Raw genomic sequence first — 18,646 nt, 5'->3', positions numbered from 1 at the left:
GAGGCGCTCGAGTTCGCCAACACTGCGGCATCTGGGTGCGCGGTCAGCGCACCTGGTCCCAACGTTTGCCGTCCGCAATCGCGCGGGCGAAGCAGGTCTCGGCCCTCGCGTAGGCGTCACGTTGGGCGCCGGCTGAGATCGGCCGCAGCAATTCCGCGTCGCTGGGGCACGTGACGCGCGACCCGGCTGCGCGCGATGCCGATGGGCTCGCGAAGTACGCCGCCGCCCCTTCCCTCACCCACATCGGCCGTTTCGACAGCGCGCCGTCGAGCAGCGCGTGCGCCACCTCGTGGCGCAGCGTGCGCTCGAGTTGCCCCTGCTGCCTGAGCACCGTCAGCGGCAGCACGTCGATCGACGATCCGTCGGTCGCACCGGAGACCCACCACGGCTGGCCGGTGGCGCGCCCGAAGCTGTCTACGGACGGATGCACGGTCACGCGCAAGCGCGCCGGCGGAATCGCGCCGGTCGCACGGGCGACGTCGTCACGGCTCTCGCGGATCAGCGCGAGCACGGTGTTGCGATCGGCCTCCTCGGAGCCGGGCAGCGCAAGGGCGATGTCGGTCGAGGCCCGTCCGCCTTCGCGGCCGGAGGCCGCGGCGGCGGGTGCCGCCGCGGTGGTCAGGGTCCGATCGGAGCCGGCGCCGACGGTCAAGCCCGGGAAATAGAATCGGAGAATCTCGTCGGCCGTCGCGCCTCTCGCGGCGCGGTTGCCGGCGCCAATCACGCACAGGCCGACGCCGTGGCCGAAGCCCTGGCCGCGAAAGTGATAGCCGCTGCCGGTGCGCTTGATGTCGAAGGCCGTGCTCTTGATCGACTGCCAGCCGGCGACGCGGCCCACCGCCATCCGGAACTCGTGGCCGCTCATCTCCGGCGGCGTGAAGCCCTCGACGCGGACCCGCGACACCCGGTTCGACGTGTTGCGCGCCAGCACGCGAATGTCGCGCAGGCGATCGCCCCGCAGCCCCGCCACCCGCAGCGCACGTTCGATGTCGCCCACCCGCACGTCGCTCGCCCACCCGGGCTCGCCCTCGCACGCGTCGTCATGCACGGACGGCTCGTACGGGTAGTCCACCGCGCCGGGCCACACCGCCGACGCCAGCTCCGAGCGCCCGCCGCACCACGCCGAGTAGAAGACGAACGCCGGCAGGCCCTGGTTGAGGAGCATCCGCCCTGACGTGGACACGGCGGCACGGCGGGTCGTCGCGGTGGCCGGCCGCACGACCTGGCAGTGCGTGGTGTCGCACAGGTCAAAGCCCTCTCGGCGATGGCGATTGCGATTCGCCATGGCGAACGTCCGCGCGGTAATCGCCAGGGCCTGCTGCGCGGCATCACCGGCGCGCGGCTGACCTTCGCCCGCGAGCACCTGGGCGATGTAGTCATCCACGGGAACGGTCTCCACGCGGGTTCGGCCGCTGGCCAATGTGCGGCCCAACCTGATCGGTGCCAGGGGCCCGCCTTCGCGGCCGGAGGCCGCTACGGCGAGGTCGCGCCGAAGCTCGCCTGATTGAACGCGAGCGGAGGCGGATGCTGCGGTGCGCTGGGTGAGCACATCCGACGCGATTGCGGCGGCATCGACGCCGGCGCCGCCAGGCGCCGCGACCACGATACCGCGCGTGGGGCGGTCTGCCGGCGTCAGCGCCACCACGAGGCCCAGCGCGGCGCCGCTCGGCATCAGGATGGTGCCGGTCTTGGCGAGCGCGGAAATGCCGGCGCCTTTCAGCGATGACGCCGTGCCGTACTCGGCGGCGCCGCGCAGCCCTTCGAGCAACACGGAGCGCGTCTCCGCCCGCATCGGCACCGGCTTGTCAGTGCCGGCGCCGGCCAATCGCGCCATCACGTCGATCAGCGCGCGCGGGCTGGTGCGCGGGCCGGCCAGGCCGACCAGCGCCGGCGCCATCGGCGTGCCCCTCGCAATCGGTGGCAGGCCGGCGGCCAGCCTCGCCTTGTTCAGGCTGTCGCGTGACAGCCGCGGCGCCAGCGACACGAAAAAGTCGTTGCACGAATAGGCGAGCGCTTCCGCGGGAGACAGCGGCCGCTTCAGGTCGGGATGCGCGCACACGAACGTCTGCCCGTCGGCAGTGACCGTGCGGCGGCACCGGTGATTCGAGCCGGCGCGAATGACGCCGTCTTCGAGCGCCGCCACCAGGGCCACGGCCTTGACGATCGAGCCGGGCAGGACCGGCGTGTCGAGGATGTCGGCGCGGGCTTCGCGCCGGTCGCGGGGGTTGTCGAGGCTGCGGACGAAAAACGCGACGCCGGCGGGCGGCTTGCCCGCCGGCTGGTCTTCGCGGAGGCGGGGCGACTGCCTGTCCACCGACTTGTCCGCCGTAGCTTCAGCGGAGGCGGAAGCCTTGGCGAAGGCGGGCGCGTGGGTGGCGCCGACCAGGGCGACGAGGGCCACGGCAATCGCGCCGCGCCGCCAGGTCATAGCTTGGTTTTGCAGCCCGGCCGGCACAGGCAGGGGATGATCTTGTCCCCTTCCGTGTTGTAGTCGTAGGTCAACTCTTCGCCCTTGGCGATGGGCTTCGAGGCGCGAATCCAGATGGTCTTGGTCTTGCCGTCCACGTCAATCCAGCAGTTGCCCTTGCAGGAGTGGTTAACGAAGCGGGCGTTGTTGCCGCCGACGTGCGCGTCGCGGCTCCAGTTGCGGTTGACCCGGAACACCCAGATGCAGCCCTTTTTCAGGTAGCGATCTTCCCGGTTCTCGCTCTGCTTGTTGGTGATCAGCTCACCGGCGTAATCGATGATGCGCTTGTTCTTGTTGATGGGTTCCATCGCGAACACGCCGTAGCCGTGGAGCTTGGAACGTTTGCGGAGGATCTTCGGGAGGGTCGTCGCTTTGGGCATCTGTAGCTGTGATTAACGCGCTGGCATGATGATTTAACGGCCTCGTAAGCTGGGCCGCAGGTAAGTGCACAGTGTAGCAAGAGGATGATACATTGTCGCGCGAGAGGTGCACCGTGCGAGGCTATTTAACGACCGTATTCCTACTGACCGTGTTGTGTTTGGGGGTGACCGTGCAAGGCCAGCGACAAGTGTTCCCGGGAACCGGGCAGCTGCCGTTCAGCGCGGCCACCAAGGCTGACGGGTTGATCTATGTGGCCGGCACGCTCGCCATCGAGGGCGACATCAAGGCCCAGACCAAGACCGTGCTCGACAACGTCAGCCAGACCCTGACCAAGGCCGGCTCGAGCCTGGCGATGGTGGCCAGCGTCAACGTCTATGTCAAGAACGGCGCCGACGTGGCCGGCATGACCGAAGTGTGGCGCCATTACTGGCCGAAAGACGCACCGGCCCGCACCACGGTGGTCGCCGACCTGGTCCAGCCGGGCGCGCTGGTCGAAATGTCGATGGTGGCCGTGCCCACCGGCGGCGAGCGCGTGGTGATCACGCCGGCCGGCTGGTCCACCGCCAATCCCTACAGCTACGCGATCCGCTCTCGCGACACCCTGTTCATGGCCGGGCTCGTGTCGCGCGGCGTCAAAGACAACCAGCCCGTCGAGGGCGACATGACCACGCAGATGGGCACGATCAGGGCCAACGCCGGCGAGCTCCTCAAGGCCGCCGGCTTCGGCTTCGAGCACGTCGTCGCCAACCGCGTCTACATCACCGACGGCACCAAGTTCCAGGAGATGAACAAGGCCTACGTGCCGATGTTCCCCAAGGACCCACCCGCGCGCGCGACCGTGATCGTCGGCCTGCCCGGACCGCAGTACCAGGTGGAGATCACCATGACCGCCGTCCGCGGCGCCAAGACGGCCATCACCACGCCGGCGGCCGACGGCACGCCCGGCCGGCCGAGCGCGACGCTCAGTAGCGCGATCAAAGTCGGCAATCGCCTCTACCTGTCGGGCCTGCTCGGCAACAACGCCGACAACAAGGGCAATGCCGAAGCGCAGACCAAGGAAGCGCTGGCGCGCGTGGAACGCACGCTGACGGCGGGTGGATTCAGCTGGACTGACGTGGTCGATGCGGTGGTGTATCTCACCGACCTCGCGAACTTCAACGCGATGAACACCGGCTACCGCTCGGTGATCGCGAAGGACTTCCCGGCCCGGGCCACGGTGAAGACCGGCCTGGTCGGCGCCGACGGCCTCGTCGAGATCATGTTCGTCGCGTCCAAGTAGCATCCGGCTTTAGCCGGATAGACAGGCGGACCGGCATCAGGGGCCGAGGCTGACTGCCTCGGCCTCTTTCTTTTGCGACTCGACGATGGCGGTGGCGCGATCCAACGCGTCCTGCACGCTGACGCAAATGTTCTCCTCGCCCAGCCGCTCGTGAAATTCCGCCTTCCGCATGGCGGCCAACGGTTGCGACGGCGCGCCGCACAACACCAGCGTGTGGCCCTTCGCCCGCAGCTCCTCGGCCAGTTCTTCGATGGCGCTCAACCCGGTCGCATCCACGGCGGTCATGTTCCGCAACCGCAGCACGACCACCGGCGGCAGGTCGGCGTGTTCCGCGATCTCGTGCAGCTTGTCGGTGGCGCCGAACAGGAACGGTCCGTGGATGCGGAAGATCGCCACGTAGTGCGGGATGATCTTGTCCTGCAGGATGTGGGCCCGCCCGGCTTCGATGTAATCGTCGGTCACGCGGCTCACCGTGGTGGTGCGCGACACCCGGCGAATGAACAGCAGCGCGGCCAGCACCATGCCCACTTCCACCGCCACCGTCAGGTCGGCCAGCACGGTCAGCGAAAACGTCGCCGTCCACACCAGGATGTCGGCGTACGACTGTTTGAAGACCTCGCCGATCTCCAGCCACTCGCCCATGTTCCACGCCACCACGAACAGGATGGCGGCCAGCACCGGCAGGGGGACGTAGGCGGCGAGACTGGCGCCGTAGAGCAGCACCGCGAGCAGCGTGAAGGCGTGCACGATGCCCGATACGGGCGACTTGGCGCCCGATCGGATGTTGGTCGCGGTGCGGGCCAGCGCGCCGGTTGCGGGCAGTCCGCCAAACATGGGCGAGAAGATGTTGGCCACGCCCTGGGCAAACAACTCGGTGTTCGGGTTGTGACGATCGCCGCCCATGCGGTCGGCGACCACGGCCGACAGCAGCGACTCGATGGCGCCGAGCATTGCCACGGTCAACGCCGGCGAGATCAGGGTCAGGACCAACTCGGGCCGGAACACCGGAATATGGAACTCCGGCAATCCCGACGGGATGCCGCCGAACCGCGATCCCACCGTGGCCACGTCCAGTTGCAGGACCACCGCCGCGCCCGTGCCCACGAACAGCGCGACGATGTAGGCGGGGATGCGCTTGATGTAGCGGCTCCACAGCATCAGCAGCAACAGCGTGCCGGCGCCGAGCGCCAGGCTGTCGGGCGACACCGATGCGATGTTGGCGGAGATCGTGCGAAGCCGCGCGATGAACTCGCCGGGCACGTCCACCGTCAGGCCCAGGAAGTCCTTGAACTGCGTGCTGGCGATGACGAGCGCAATGCCGTTGGTGAAGCCGATGATGACCGGCTTGGGGATGTACTTCACCGCCGTGCCGGTCCCGGTGAGGCCCATCACCACCAGGATCACGCCCGCCATGAGCGTGCACATGAACAGGCCGTCCACGCCGTACTTGGCGACAATCCCCGACACCACCACGACGAAGGCGCCCGTGGGGCCGCCAATCTGGAAGCGCGACCCGCCCAACGCGGAGATGAGGAAGCCGGTGACGATGGCGCAGTAGATGCCGGCCTGCGGGGTGAGGCCCGAGGCGATGGCGAAGGCCATGGCCAGCGGCAGGGCCACCAGGCCGACGGTGACGCCGGCGATGAGGTCGGCGGTGAGTGCGGTGCGGGTGTAGCCCTCGGAGAATGTGAGGACGAACCGTGGAAGCCAGTCCGGTAGCGGGCGTTTCATTGCATCTTTAAGAATACCGCTTCGTAACTCCACACCGTGAACGCCACTCTGGCGCCATCGGGGGACCATGCCGGCTGGGTCTTGTTCGAAGGGTCGCTCGTCACCTGCACCGGGGACCCGCTGCCGACAATCGGCATCCTGAAAATCTGGAAGTAGCCGTCGGCGGCGGGCGCCGCGAAAGCGACCGAGCGCCCGTCGGGCGACGCCGCCAGGCCCGGGAAGTCGTGCTCGGTGGCGAACTGGTGCACCACGCGCGGGCGGCCGCCGGTGATCGGGAGCGTGATGATGGCGTGCCGGCCGGGCGCGTCTTTCGCGATGGCAATCACCGTGGCGCCGCTCGGCAGCCACTCGGCATGCGTAATCTCACCCGCGAAGCCCTCTGCCGTGACCTCGCGCAGGCCGGACGTGACCGTGCCGCTGTTCTGGTCCACGCCGATGGCATACACGACCGACCGGCCGTCGCCCTTGCGGGCGCCATCGAGCAACACGGTCTGGCCATCGGGCGACCAGCGCGGCCAGCCCACTTCGGCGCCCCGGCCCAGGAACGTGATCCGGCGATCGGGTGCCTTGCCATCCGCCGGACGCAGCCACACGTCGTCTGACATCTCGCGGTGCGTGTGGAACGCGATCCACTTGCCGTTGGGAGACCAGGTCATGGCCTGATCTTCGGAATCGGACTTCGCGATCACGTCCAGCGGCTTGTCGGCGGGGACCGGCTGCGACAGATCGATCACGCCGATCTCCTGCGCGATGTCGGGGTACCGGGCATCGTCCACGAGGCGACGCCAGGTGCCATAGGTAAAGGCCAGGCGCCGGCGCGACGGGTGGTACGAAGGCGTCTCCGACTGGAACGTGGTGAGCTGTCGCGTGGCGCCGCCCGAGGCGGGCGCGTCGGCCAGGAACGTGCGGTACGACTGGACCTTGAAGATGGTGGTGCCGTCGGCGGCGGCCGATGGCGCGTAGGCATCGCGGGTGAAGGACGACAGCCGCCGGGCCCGGCTCTTGGCGGGGTCGGCCGCCCACAGGTCCGCCATGCCCTCCTGATTCGGCGAGGCGAAGTAGACCTCCGTGCCGTCGGCGGAAAACGCGAGCGGGCCAATCACGTCGAGATCGGGATCGAGGCGCAGCGCCGGCGCGCCGCAGGGCATCGACAACCGCGGCCGGCCGCCTTCGTTCGACACGCACGCGATCTCACCGGACCGCGTCCACGCCGGCGACGAGGGGCGGCCGCCCAGGGGCGTGCGGGCCCGCTTCGAGCCGTCCGCTGAAATGCGCCACAACTCCGGGCCTTCCTTGCCGGTGGCCAGCGCCGCCACCCACTGGCCGTCGTCGCTCCAGGCAAGTTGGCGCAGATGGTCCACGTCGGTGCCGTCCCAGAGCGGCTTACGCAAGACGACGTCGGCGGCGAGGTCGTAGCGCCACCACCGGGTGGCCGCGCCGGTGTCTTCGGCGATCAGGGTGTCGTTGCCAGCCCAGGCCAGGTGGCGAACTTGCCCCTCTCCGGGAGGGAGCGTCTGCGCCACACCGCCGCCAATGGGCAGCACGCGGACGTGACGGCCCTCGGTGTAGGCCAGGCGCGTGGCATCGGGCGAGATCACGCCGACGGGATCCCGATACCCGACGACGCCGAGTTGCCTGGCGGTGGTGATGTAAGCGAGCCGGGGCGCTTCCCCACCGGCCACCGGCGCCGGCCGGGCCCACAACAGGGCGACCAGAGCGCCGACGACGACACCGAACAGGACAAGCGCGCGCATGCGCCCCTATTCTATGGCGGTTCAGCGCAACGTCCTGGCCGCGCCCAGCAGGCCCATGATCCAGCCGGCGGGATAGGGCAGCAGCACGAGGGCCCACCAATTCGACCGGCCCGTCTGGCCGCCGAACCCTCCGACCGCGCTCAGCGCCCACAACGCGCCGACGCCGGCGGCAACCAGGGCGAGGGACCAGTAAAGGAGCACGCGATGCCGGCTGTGCCCCAGCCGGGCGCCGAGCGCGACCAAGGCGATGCCGGGCAGGATGATGAGTGAGCCCTCCAGGGGGTCGAGGGCGCCGACTAACATGCCGAGGAATCCAACGACGACCAGCGCGTGCGGCCAGCGGTCCGTGAGAGACATGGGACGCCTCCTTGCGAACTTCGAGGATCCTCCCAGTTATAGCATCAATGGAAATCGTGCGAGTCGATCGCGGCCTCGTCCGCCAGGCCATCGAGCTTCGACACGCGCTCGGCCTTGATCGAGGTGACGCCGTCCTGGTTCTGCAGCACGCCGTCCACCAGCAGGAACGACGATTCGACGATGGTCAGGCGATCGGTGGCGTAGAGGTCCGGCCGGACGATGATGTTCGAGATACCGGTTTCGTCTTCGAGGGTGAGGAAGACGAAGCCCTTGGCGGTGCCCGGGCGCTGGCGCGTGATGACCATGCCGGCGGTGCGCACGCGGCGGCCAGGCCGTGCCTTCGGCAACTCGCTGGCCGGCAGCACGCCGCGCATCGACAGTTCATGCCGGCGGAACGTCAGCGGATGCGGCCCCACGGTCAGGCCGGTGCCCGAGTAGTCGGCGACGAGGCGCTCGGAGATGTCCATGTCGGGGAGCGGTGATTCGACAGTGTGGCGGGGACTAAAGTCCCCGCCCTCCGAACGTCCCTCCGAACGTCCTTCTTCGAACAGCTCGCCGGCTGGGCGAACCGCTCGCTCCACTTGCCACAAGGCCGACCGGCGGTCGTGGCCCAGTGAATTGAGCGCGCCGACTTCCGCGAGCACCACCATTTCATCCCGGCGAAGGCCGGTGCGGCGGACCAGTTCGTCAACGCTGCGGAAGCGGCCGGTGTGCACCGGTGTGGCCGCCCACTCATGCGAGCAGACGTTGCAGAAACGCGAGCTCTGCGGCGTCGCCTCCAGCATGGTCGGATCATCACACCCGCACTTCGGGCAGACGTCGCTCCTGCCTTCCAACTTCTGACTGCTCGCTTCCAACTTCGCGTTAGCAACCGCCCTGCCCGCCTCCGCGCGCAATCCGCGGACGTAGCGCAGGCCCAGCCGGATCGAGCCATCGGCCTCGACCGTGCAATCCCAGTCCGAGACCTGGACATCGATCGGATTGAAGCGCACGCCCCTGCGCTGCGCATCTTTCACCAGCGTGGCCGGGTGGTAGAAGCCCATCGGCTGGTTGTTCAGCAGCGCGGTGTAGAACGCCGCCGGGTAATGCGCCTTGAAGTAGGCGCTCGCATACGCGAGCAGCGCGAAGCTGGCGGCGTGCGATTCCGGAAAGCCATACAGGGCAAACGAGGTGATGGCCAGCACGATGCGGTCGGCGGCCTCGCCGGTGATGCCGTGCTTCGCCATCCCGTCGCGCAACAGGCCTTCGAGCTGCAGCATGCGCTTCTCGGATCGCTTGAAGCCCATGGCGCGGCGCAGGTCCTCGGCCTGCCCGCCGGTGAAGCCCGCCACCACCATCGCCATCCGCAGCAACTGCTCCTGGAACAGCGGCACGCCCAGCGTGCGCTTGAGGATGGGCTCGAGCAGCGGGTGATCGTAAATCACCGCTTCGCGTCCAGCGCGGCGATTCAGGTAGGGATGCACCATCTGCCCGACGATGGGGCCGGGGCGGATGATGGCGACTTCGACGACCAGGTCGTAGAACTTCTCGGGCTTGAGCCGCGGCAGCGTCGCCATTTGCGCGCGCGACTCGACCTGGAACACGCCGATGGTGTCGGCGGCGCGCAGCATGCGGTAGACCTCGGGATCATCAGGTGGTATCGAGGCGAGGCTGATGGTGTCGGGGTGTTCGCGATTCACCAGATGGATCGTGTCCTGCAGCACCGCCATCATGCCGAGCCCCAGCAGATCCACCTTGACGATCCCCATGTCGGCGCAGTCTTCCTTGTCCCACTGCACCACCACGCGGCCGGGCATGCTGGCGTTTTCGAGCGGCACCACCGACGACAGGTCGCCCTGGCACACCACCATGCCGCCGGAGTGCTGACCCAGATGGCGCGGCAGGTCCTGCATTTGCCGCCACAGCTCCGCGAAGTGACGCACGCGCGGCTCGTCGCCGGCCATGCCGACTTCGGCCAGGCGTTTCGACAAGGTGTCGGCGGGATCGATGAACTCGAACTGGTGCATCACCTTGGCCAGGCGATCGATCTGCCCCTCATCCAGGTCCAGCGCCTTCCCCACTTCGCGCGCCGCGCTCTTGCCGCGATAGGTGATGACGTTGGCGGTCATGGCGGCGCCGTGCTGCCCGTACTTCTGGTAAACGTGCTGGATCACGCGCTCGCGGCGGTCGCCGCTCGGCAGGTCGAGATCGATGTCGGGCCACTCGCCGCGTTCTTCCGACAGGAAGCGCTCGAACAGCAACTCCATCGCCACGGGATCGACCGCGGTGATGCCCAGGCTGTAGCACACGGCGCTGTTGGCCGCCGAGCCGCGGCCCTGCACCAGGATGTCCTGCTGCCGGCAGAAGTTGACGATGTCCCACACGATCAGGAAGTAGCCGGCCAGCTGCAGCTTCTCGATCAGATCCAGCTCGCGCGCCACCTGCGCGCGGGCCTTGTCGTAGTAGGGCCGGTAGCGATCGCGCGCGCCGACTTCGGTGATCTTCCGCAGGAACGACGCCTCGGTCTCGCCCGCGGGCACCGGGTAGCGCGGGAAGCGATAGCCCAGGTCCGTCATCCGGAACTGCAGGCGATCCGCCAGGTCGAGCGTGGCGTGAACGGCATCGGGCCGATCCGCGAACAGGCGCGCCATTTGCGCCGGGGGCTTCAAGTAGCGCTCGGCATTCGCCGCCAGGCGCCGGCCGGCGCGATGCAGCGGCAGGTGTTCGCGAATCGACGTCAGCACGTCGAACAGCGGCCGTTCCTCCGGCGTGGCAAAGCTCACGCCGCCGGTGGCCACCAGCGGCACGCGAAACGCCTCGGCCAGGCACACCAGCGCGTCGTTGTCGTCTTCCTGGTCGCGGTGCAAATGCCGCTGCAGTTCCACGTAGGTGTTGGCCCGCCCGAACACGCCGACAATGCGGTCGAGCAGCCCGCCCACGCCGTAGCGCTCGGCGCGCAACAGCGCCCGGCCCGGCATCGCAATCAGCCCGGTGGTGAAGCCGTCGAGTTCATCAATCGCCAGCGCGCCCTCGCCCTTCGGCGCCCGCAACTTCATGCGCGACAGCAGGCGGCAGAGGTTGCGCCAGCCTTCCTGCGATGACACCAAAACCGGAAGATGAAATTTGGTGATCTCGTGAGTTGGTGATTTGGAGATTTGGGTGCGGGATTTTGTGATTTTGTGATTTATCTGGTGATTTCTGGCGACGGTTTCGACCGTGAGTTCGGCGCCGATCAGCGGACGAATGCCGGCGGCGAGCGCCGCCTTGTGGAAGCGCGGCGCGCCCGAGACACCGTCGCGGTCGAGTAACGCGACCGCCGGGTAGCCGAGCGTCGCCGCGCGCTCGACGATCGTTTCGGGCACCGACGCTGCGCGCAAGAAGCTGAACGCCGATGAGGTGTGGAGTTCGATATACACGGGGCCGCAGATGACACAGATGACGCAGAACAACTAATTCCTTCAAGGCTTCTTACACGCGCTAATCCACGATCCCCTCGAGGAACCACTGCCCGACACCGCGTTCGACGACCAGGCGGTAGATGGTGCCATCGGCCATGGCCACGTCCCACTCATCGCGATCCCACGGCGCCGATGACGCGGAAGACGCAGGCTCAGGACCCGGCGTCGACCACCATTCTCCAGAGGTCCGCCATGGTCCCGCGGCCTGGACGACTGCTCCACTGGTGAAGCCATTCCGATCCGTGACGATCCGAACGGGACGCCCTTCCTGGACGTGAACACGCGTGGGAACCGGAAACCTGAATCGGCGCAGCGCCGATCCGATTGACGGATCAGGCGCCGGCGGTGGCGACGCGATCGGGGCACCCGACGCCGCAATCCCGAAGCGGGCCATTGCGAACGCCCCCGGCTTCCAGGTGTCGAGCAGCGCCGGCGACCCCACATGTGTGTCGCCCATCAGCGCGCTCAGGCGCGCAATCAGCGTGGACACCTGCTCGGGCGCCGGTTGCGCGCGTTCGAGCAGCGTCCACTGCAGCACGCGCCCCGGCGTCGGCTCGATGCACACGCGCACCGTGTCGATGGGCGCGTCGGGCGGATGCGTTTCCAGATCGAGCAGGACCAGCGTGCGCAGCGTCTTGGCATCGCGCATGGGCGCCGGCAACGGCAAGGTCCGCGCATGCACCGTCCTGGTGGTGAGGCGGAGCGAGGTGTGGATCACGGCGGCGCCGCGATCGGCGCGCTCCAACCGCTCCGCCAACGGCTCGAACAGCCGCGCCAGCACGAACGACAACGGCTCGAGGCCTTCGATGGGCCATTCCAATTCCAGCGCCGCCTCGAAGGGCACCTCGTCCACCCACGGCACCAGCGGCCGCGCATCCACGCCGCGCGCCAGCGCCTGCCACTGCAGGCCGCGATCGCCGAGACGCGCGGACACGTCAGGTCCATCGAGGGCGGCAAACGCACCCAGCGTGCGGATGCCCCACTTGGACAGGATTTCGAGGTGGCGATCTTCTTCCGCGCGCCGCTTCGGGCGGCTTGCCTGGTGCGTGTGGCGGGGGTGATGCCAACCCCCGCCTTCGCGGCCGGAGGCCGCTATGGCGGGGTCTCGCCGTAGCTCGCCCGATTGTTCGCGAGCGGAGGCGGACGCATCCTGGAGCTTCTCGTATCGCTCCAGCACGCTCACGCTGAGCGGGGCGAGTGCCTTCGCCTCATTCCCGGGCTCAACTACCGTGAGGCCGGGGCGACCCAGGGCGAGGAGAGCCGCGGCTGTCTGCGTAAACGCGATTGCTACCCGCGGCTGCGGAAACTGACGGGGCGACACTTCGGGACGGGAGGACACCTCTTGACGGGAGGGCACCTCGGGTCGGGAGGGCACCTCGGGTCGGGAGGGCACCTCGGGTCGGGAGGGCACCTCGGGTCGGGAGGACACTCCGGGTCGGGAGGACAATGCCTCCCGCAAGTGCGCGCCCAGCTCCTGCGCGCTGCCGAACAGGCGCGACAGGCCACCGGCATCGAGCAACACGAGCGGACCGACCTGCTCGAAACGCGGCGTGAACGCGCGCGCCACATCAACAAGGGCCGCCGCCGGGAGCGACGGGGCGTACAGCGCGGCAAACACGATTACACCGCGTGAACGAAGCGGGTGTCCACGCCGACGTGCTGCGCGTGCGACCAACGCGCGGCAGTGACCGCGGCGCCCGTGCGCACGCCGCCGAGGCGGCGCGTGCGATCGTGGTCACCTTTCCACAGAACCTGGCGGGAGGGCACCTCTTGTCGGGAGGGGCTGCTCGTCGGGATCGCGGCGCCCATCACGATCGAACGCCCTCCGGTGCTCCGAGCCACCGGCTGGGCCGCCAGAATGACGACCGCCGTATCGCTGCCCTCGATGGCGCGCTCGATGCGGAACCAGGTGGCCGCCGGTAACCGGCGCAGCGCCGTGGCCGGCACGTCGATCAGATCGATGGCCACCAGCGTGCACACGCCCGACTGCACGACCAGGTTGAGCGACTTGAGCGCGCGATCGATCACGCGCTCCACGAACGTGCCGGGCCCGTTCACCGCGCGCACGCCCGGAAGCCACGCCGGGTCCACGGCGACCGCGGTCTTCGACACCGCCTGGCCGCGCACCCAGAGCAGGCGCGGCAGCACGAAGCCGCAGGCTGCCGCCGTGGGCGGATCGAACCGATCGAAGGTGTCGATGAGCGCCACCGATTCGCCCCGGCGCGTGGCCGCGGCCAGCGCGGCCCAGACCAGGGCCGTGCGGCCCGACGAAGCGGGTCCCACCACTTCAGACACCTGCCCTCGCGGCAAGCCACCGGCGAGTCCGCGATCGAGGGCGGCGACGTCCAGTGGCGAGACCGCGTCTTCGCCGAGACGTTCAGGAATGGCAGAGGTGAGGGTGCGGTCGAGTTTTCGCTCTCGGAGCAGGGCTTCTACGGTGGCGCGGACGGCCATATTTCACCTCTATTCGCTTAACTTTCGCCATTGTAATCCGACCATAGCGAAAGTCAAGCGAATGTCGAGCGGGCGTAGAATTGGCCCAATGAGCAAATACGGACGACTCTATGGTCGGTGGAGTCCGCCCTGGCTGGCGTTCATGACAACCGCCCTGTCGGTCGTATTCCTCATCGCCGGCAGCATCGGTTACTTCCTCGATAAACGCGAACGGTTCTTCGCCGGCTCAGCTTGGTCCGAGTCGGTGATCTGGTGGCAAGTCGGCGTCGGAATCGTCCTGGTGCCAATCGCTGCGTACTTCTGGCGCCGCGGGGCCGCGGATATTGAGCAACGGCTCATCAGCCACAGATTAAGCACAGATTAAAAAACCAGAATCTGCGGATTAATCTGCGGCTGTCTTCATCTGCGGCTGTCTCATCTGCGGCTGTCTTCATCTGCGGCCTATCGGGTGTAAGCCACCTTGCCGCCGACGATGGTGTAAACGACGGTGGTCGCCGCGATCTCGTCCTCGGGCACGGTCATGATGTCTTTCGACAGCACCGTGATGTCGGCGAGCTTGCCGGCGGCAAGCGAGCCCTTGAGCGATTCCTCTTTCGCCGCAAAGGCGCCGTTCCAGGTATAGGACTTGAGCGCCTCGGCGCGCGTCATCTTCTGCTCGCCGTAGAACACCGAGCCGTCCTTCGTCTTGCGCGTGACGGTGGCGTAGAAATTCGCCATCGGGTCGATGCGCTCCACCGGCACATCAGTCCCGTTGGCGATGATCGCGCCCGTCTTCATCAGCTTCTGCCACACGTAGGCGCCGGTCTCGGCGCGCGCCGGGCCGAGGCGCGCCGGCACGTACGGCGCATCCGACGTGGCGTGGATCCCCTGCATCGACGCGATCACGCCGAGCTGTCCGAAGCGCGGGATGTCGGCGGCCGCGAGGTGCTGCGCGTGCTCGATGCGCCACCGCAGGTCCTTCGCCTCCGGATTCGACTTGAACGCGCGCTCGTAGACGTTCAGCACTTCCTGGTTGGCGCGATCGCCGATGCAGTGCACGCAGAGCTGCACGCCGTTGTCGATGGCGATCTTCGCGGTGGCGGCGATGCTCTCGAGCGGCGTCGTCGGCAAGCCCGTGCTCGACGGTGAATCGGTATACGGCTCGAGCATCAGCGCGCCGCGCGAGCCGAGCGCGCCGTCGGCGGTGACCTTGATCGCGGCAATGGTCAGGTGATTGTCGTTGAGGCCGACGGCCTTGTATTGCGCCAGCTTCGCGCGCAGGTTGTCGTTGCTGTCACGCACCATCACCCACAGCCGGATGCCGAGGCCGCCTTCCGCGGCCACCTGCTTGTAGAGATCCACCGTCGCGAAATTCGCGCCGGCGTCGTGGAAGCTGGTGACGCCTTTCTCGAGGCTCGCCTTCACCGCCAGCTCGATCTGCCGCCGCAAGTCGGCCTGGCGTTCTTCGGGCGTCTTCTTCGAGCGCCACTCGTCGAGCGCGCCGCCGGCGATCCGGGACGCGGTTTCGCGCAGCAGGCCGATCGGCCGCCCCGCGCGGTCCTTGAGAATCTCCCCACCCGCCGGGTCGGGCGTCTTCGCGGTCAGGCCGGCCGCCTCCATCGCCTTCGCGTTGACGAAGCTCGCGTGGCCGCTCGCGTGCGTGAGCATCACCGGGTTGTCGGGCGAGACCTTGCTCAACTCGTCGTGGAACGGGAAACCCTCGACGTTGGGCTGCGGCACGCTGCTCCACTTCTCCTGGTGCCACCCGCGGCCGAGGATCCACTCGCCGGGCTTGGCCTGCTTCGCCGCCACCGCGACCATGGCGACGATCTCGTTCCAGTCCTTCACGTCCATCAGGTCGAGATTCATCTTCGACTGCCCGAGCCCCATGAAGTGGCCGTGACTCTCGATCAGCCCCGGAATGGCGGTCTGGCCGGCGAGGTCGATGACTTGGGTTGCCGGCCCGACATAGGCCTGGATGGCCTCGTTGGTGCCGACCGCGGCAATGCGATCGCCGCGGATAGCGATGGCCTGCGCCTCAGGCATCGCCTCGTCCACGGTCACGATCTTGCCGTTGCGCAGCACCATCGTGGCGGGTTCGATGGGTGTGGTCGCGGTGCAGGCGACGGTGAACAGGACAAGCAGCGTGGAGAGATATCTCATGACGCTCCGAATAATATCGGAAACAATCCGCCCCTGCGGCCCGTCTACATTCCAAGGCCTATGTGGACACTCTGGCAGGACCTCCGTTATAGCGTGCGCCTTCTCGCGAAGCACCCGGGCTTCACCCTCACCGCGATTGGCGTCCTGACGCTCGGCATCGGCGTCAACGCCGGCATTTTCGGCATCATCAACGGCCTGCTGCTCCGCCCCCTGGCCGGCGCCGGGGCGCCGGGCGAGGTGGTCGGGCTCTTCAGCCACGAGCGCGGCACCACTCGCGGCTACCGCGCCTTCTCGTATCCGGGCTTTGACGATGTGCGGGAGGCGGGCGGGCCGTTCGCGCACCTCGCCGCGCACAACGTGGCCATGGCCGGCATCACCGAAGGCGGCGCCACCCGCCAGTCGTTCGTCGACATCATCAGCGCCGGCTACTTCGACGCTCTGGGCGTGAAGCCGACCTACGGCCGCGACTTCACGCGCGACGAAGAACGCCCCGGCACCCCCGCCCGCTCCGTCATCGTCAGCTACCTGCACTGGCAGCGGACCGGCTTCGATCGCGACATCCTGAAGCGCACCGTCCGCATCAACGGCGACGACTACGGCGTCGTCGGCGTCGCGCCGGAGCGGTTCGGCGGCACCACCGCGCTCATCGCCACGGAGTTCTGGCTGCCGCTCGGCGTGCACGACGCGATCGAAAGCGACTTCGACTCGCGGGACAAGTTCCCGCTCGCGGATCGCCGCAATCACTCGCTGATCGTCCTCGGCCGCCTGAAACCGGCCGTCACGCGCGCACAGGCCGACGAGCAGCTGAAGGTGATCGCCGCCGCGCACGAGCAGGCGTTCCCGGACGACAACAAGAACCGCGACCTGATCGTGCGGCCACTCAGCCGCTTGAGCATCAGCACCAGCCCGCAGGACGACACCGAGCTGTGGGCGCCGGTGGCATTGCTGCAGGGCCTCGCCGCGGCCGTGCTGCTGATCTCGTGCCTCAACCTCGCCAACATGATGCTGGCGTTCGGGTCGACACGCCAGAAGGAGATCGCGATCCGGCTCGCGGTGGGCGGCTCGCGCGCGCGCATCGTCCGCCAACTGCTGGTGCAAGGGTTGCTGCTGTCGCTGACCGGCGGCGCGCTGGGCCTGCTCGTGGCGTCGTGGGCGGCGCAGCTGCTGGTGTCATCGCTCTCGACGGTGCTGCCCATCGCCATCGCGCTCGACGTCACGCCCGATCTGCGCGTGGTGATGGCCACGTTCGTGTTCTGCACGCTGGCGACGATGGGCTTCGGCCTGTGGCCGGCGCTGCGGCTGTCGCGCCCCGACCTGCTGTCGTCGCTCAAGGACCAGGCCGGCGAGATCAGCGGCCGCCTGGCCGGCCGCATCACCGTGCGCGGCGCCCTCGTCACCACCCAGCTCGCGCTGTCGCTGGCGCTGCTCGTGCTGAGCGGCCTGTTCGTGCGCGGCGCCACCGCCGGCGCGTCGGCGGATCCCGGCTTCGCGCTCGAGCCGCTGGTGGTGTCGCAGGTCGATCCGCGGCTGGGCGGCTATGACGAGGTGAAGAGCAAGGAGGTGCGGCGCGCGGTGCTCGAGCGGCTGCGCGGCACGCCCTGGGTCGACAGCGCCGCGGTCGCCACGGTCCTGCCCTTCGGCGACTACACGATGGGCGCCGTGGTGCAGCGCGAGGGCCGCCGCTTGAAGAACGAAGACCCCGACGCCAAGGGCAAGATCGTGCAGGTGATCGAGTACGTGGTCGGGGCCGACTACTTCCGCACGCTGGGCCTGCCGATGCTGCGCGGGCGCGAGTTCAACGCCGCCGAGGAAATCGGCGCCGGCGGCACGCCGTCGGTGATCATCGATGTGGCACTGGCCGAACGGCTCTTCGCCAATGAGGACCCGGTCGGGCAGTTGTTGCAGTTCGGCGCCGATTCCGGCAATACCGACTCCCGGCCGATGCTCATCGTCGGCGTGGCCCCAGGGGTGAAGCACGATCTGTTCGCCGCCAGGCCGGAGCCGCACATCTACCTGCCGACCGGCAACAGCGGCTCGACGCGCATGTTCGTCTACACACGGGCCGCGGCGCCGCAGAACGCCGAGGCGCTGATCGGCTCGGTCCGCGAGGAATTGCGAGCGGTGGATGCCGACATGCCGGTGATGTTCGTCACCAGCTTCCGGACACAGCACGAGCGCAGCGCGCAAGTCTGGGCCCTGCGCGCGGCGGCGCGCCTGTTCCTCACGCTGGGCCTGGCGGCGGCCTTCGTGGCGGTGGTGGGCCTTTACGGCGTGCGCAGCTACCTGGTGTCGCGGCGGACGCGCGAATTCGGCGTGCGGATGGCGATTGGCGCCTCGCCGATGGACGTGATGCGCCTGGTGATCCGCGAGACGGCGTGGACCACGGCCGCCGGCGTGGCGATTGGGCTGCTGCTCGGCATCCTGCTGGGCTGGGGCATGAGCGCCGTGATCTACCGGGTGAGCCCGTTGGATCCGGTCACGCTCGGCGGCGCCGCGGGCCTGCTGGCGGTGGCGTCGATCATCGCGTCGGTCATCCCCGCGCGGCGCGCGGCTCACGTCTTGCCGATGACGGCGCTTCGAAACGACTGAACAAGCACCCTACCACCCCTGTCGGTAATCAGCGGCGCCACAGATTCATTCTTGG

Annotated in this window: 12 protein-coding genes; 3 read left to right on the top strand and 9 right to left on the bottom strand. The window is 68.4% G+C overall.

The features are described 5' to 3' along the window. Positions 1-43: 43 nt before the first annotated feature. A complete protein-coding gene (locus WC815_00480; GenBank protein MFA5907231.1) occupies positions 44-2,428 on the bottom strand; it encodes a SpoIID/LytB domain-containing protein in 2,385 nt (794 codons plus the stop codon). After that, positions 2,425-2,847 carry an SET domain-containing protein-lysine N-methyltransferase gene (locus WC815_00475; protein MFA5907230.1) on the bottom strand — a complete coding sequence of 141 codons (423 nt, stop codon included), beginning with the start codon at positions 2,845-2,847 and terminating at the stop codon, positions 2,425-2,427. Before WC815_00475 ends, WC815_00480 begins: the two co-directional genes overlap by 4 nt. 164 nt (positions 2,848-3,011) lie before the next feature. Between WC815_00475 and WC815_00470 the strand changes: the two genes are divergently transcribed. Continuing rightward, positions 3,012-4,127, top strand: a complete 1,116-nt coding sequence (locus tag WC815_00470) for a RidA family protein (protein MFA5907229.1) — start codon at positions 3,012-3,014, stop codon at positions 4,125-4,127. A gap of 36 nt (positions 4,128-4,163) precedes the next feature. Here WC815_00470 and WC815_00465 read toward each other — a convergent pair whose 3' ends face one another. The 6 genes from WC815_00465 to WC815_00440 form a co-directional block, all read right to left on the bottom strand. Then, entirely contained in the window at positions 4,164-5,858 is a 1,695-nt protein-coding gene (locus WC815_00465; GenBank protein MFA5907228.1) for a SulP family inorganic anion transporter, read from the bottom strand. Beyond that, on the bottom strand, positions 5,855-7,612 hold the full coding sequence (locus WC815_00460; protein MFA5907227.1) for a hypothetical protein: 1,758 nt from the start codon (positions 7,610-7,612) through the stop codon (positions 5,855-5,857). Before WC815_00460 ends, WC815_00465 begins: the two co-directional genes overlap by 4 nt. Before the next feature lie 21 nt (positions 7,613-7,633). Next, the gene (locus tag WC815_00455) at positions 7,634-7,969 is read right to left on the bottom strand and encodes a hypothetical protein (GenBank protein ID MFA5907226.1); all 336 of its coding nucleotides are present in this window, start codon (positions 7,967-7,969) and stop codon (positions 7,634-7,636) included. A 44-nt stretch (positions 7,970-8,013) separates the two neighbouring features. Then, entirely contained in the window at positions 8,014-11,364 is a 3,351-nt protein-coding gene (locus WC815_00450) for an error-prone DNA polymerase (GenBank protein MFA5907225.1), read from the bottom strand. Positions 11,365-11,425: 61 nt separating this feature from the next. Further along, the gene (locus tag WC815_00445; protein ID MFA5907224.1) at positions 11,426-13,024 is read right to left on the bottom strand and encodes a hypothetical protein; all 1,599 of its coding nucleotides are present in this window, start codon (positions 13,022-13,024) and stop codon (positions 11,426-11,428) included. A gap of 2 nt (positions 13,025-13,026) precedes the next feature. Then, the gene (locus tag WC815_00440) at positions 13,027-13,860 is read right to left on the bottom strand and encodes a hypothetical protein (protein ID MFA5907223.1); all 834 of its coding nucleotides are present in this window, start codon (positions 13,858-13,860) and stop codon (positions 13,027-13,029) included. Positions 13,861-13,948: 88 nt separating this feature from the next. On the opposite strand from WC815_00440, the gene WC815_00435 reads away from it, so the two are divergent. Next, positions 13,949-14,224 (top strand): hypothetical protein, encoded by a 276-nt coding sequence (locus WC815_00435; protein MFA5907222.1) that lies wholly within the window; start codon positions 13,949-13,951, stop codon positions 14,222-14,224. 77 nt (positions 14,225-14,301) lie between these two features. Here the strand turns inward: WC815_00435 and WC815_00430 are convergent, their stop codons facing one another. Beyond that, a complete protein-coding gene (locus tag WC815_00430) occupies positions 14,302-16,002 on the bottom strand; it encodes an amidohydrolase (GenBank protein ID MFA5907221.1) in 1,701 nt (566 codons plus the stop codon). 60 nt (positions 16,003-16,062) lie between these two features. On the opposite strand from WC815_00430, the gene WC815_00425 reads away from it, so the two are divergent. Further along, positions 16,063-18,591: an ABC transporter permease gene (locus WC815_00425; GenBank protein ID MFA5907220.1), complete on the top strand. Its 2,529-nt coding sequence runs from the start codon at positions 16,063-16,065 to the stop codon at positions 18,589-18,591. The last annotated feature ends 55 nt before the right edge of the window (positions 18,592-18,646 follow it).

The organism is Vicinamibacterales bacterium (assembly GCA_041659285.1).
Classification (GTDB): domain Bacteria; phylum Acidobacteriota; class Vicinamibacteria; order Vicinamibacterales; family UBA2999; genus 12-FULL-67-14b.
This window is presented reverse-complemented; position numbering and strand designations above follow the sequence as displayed.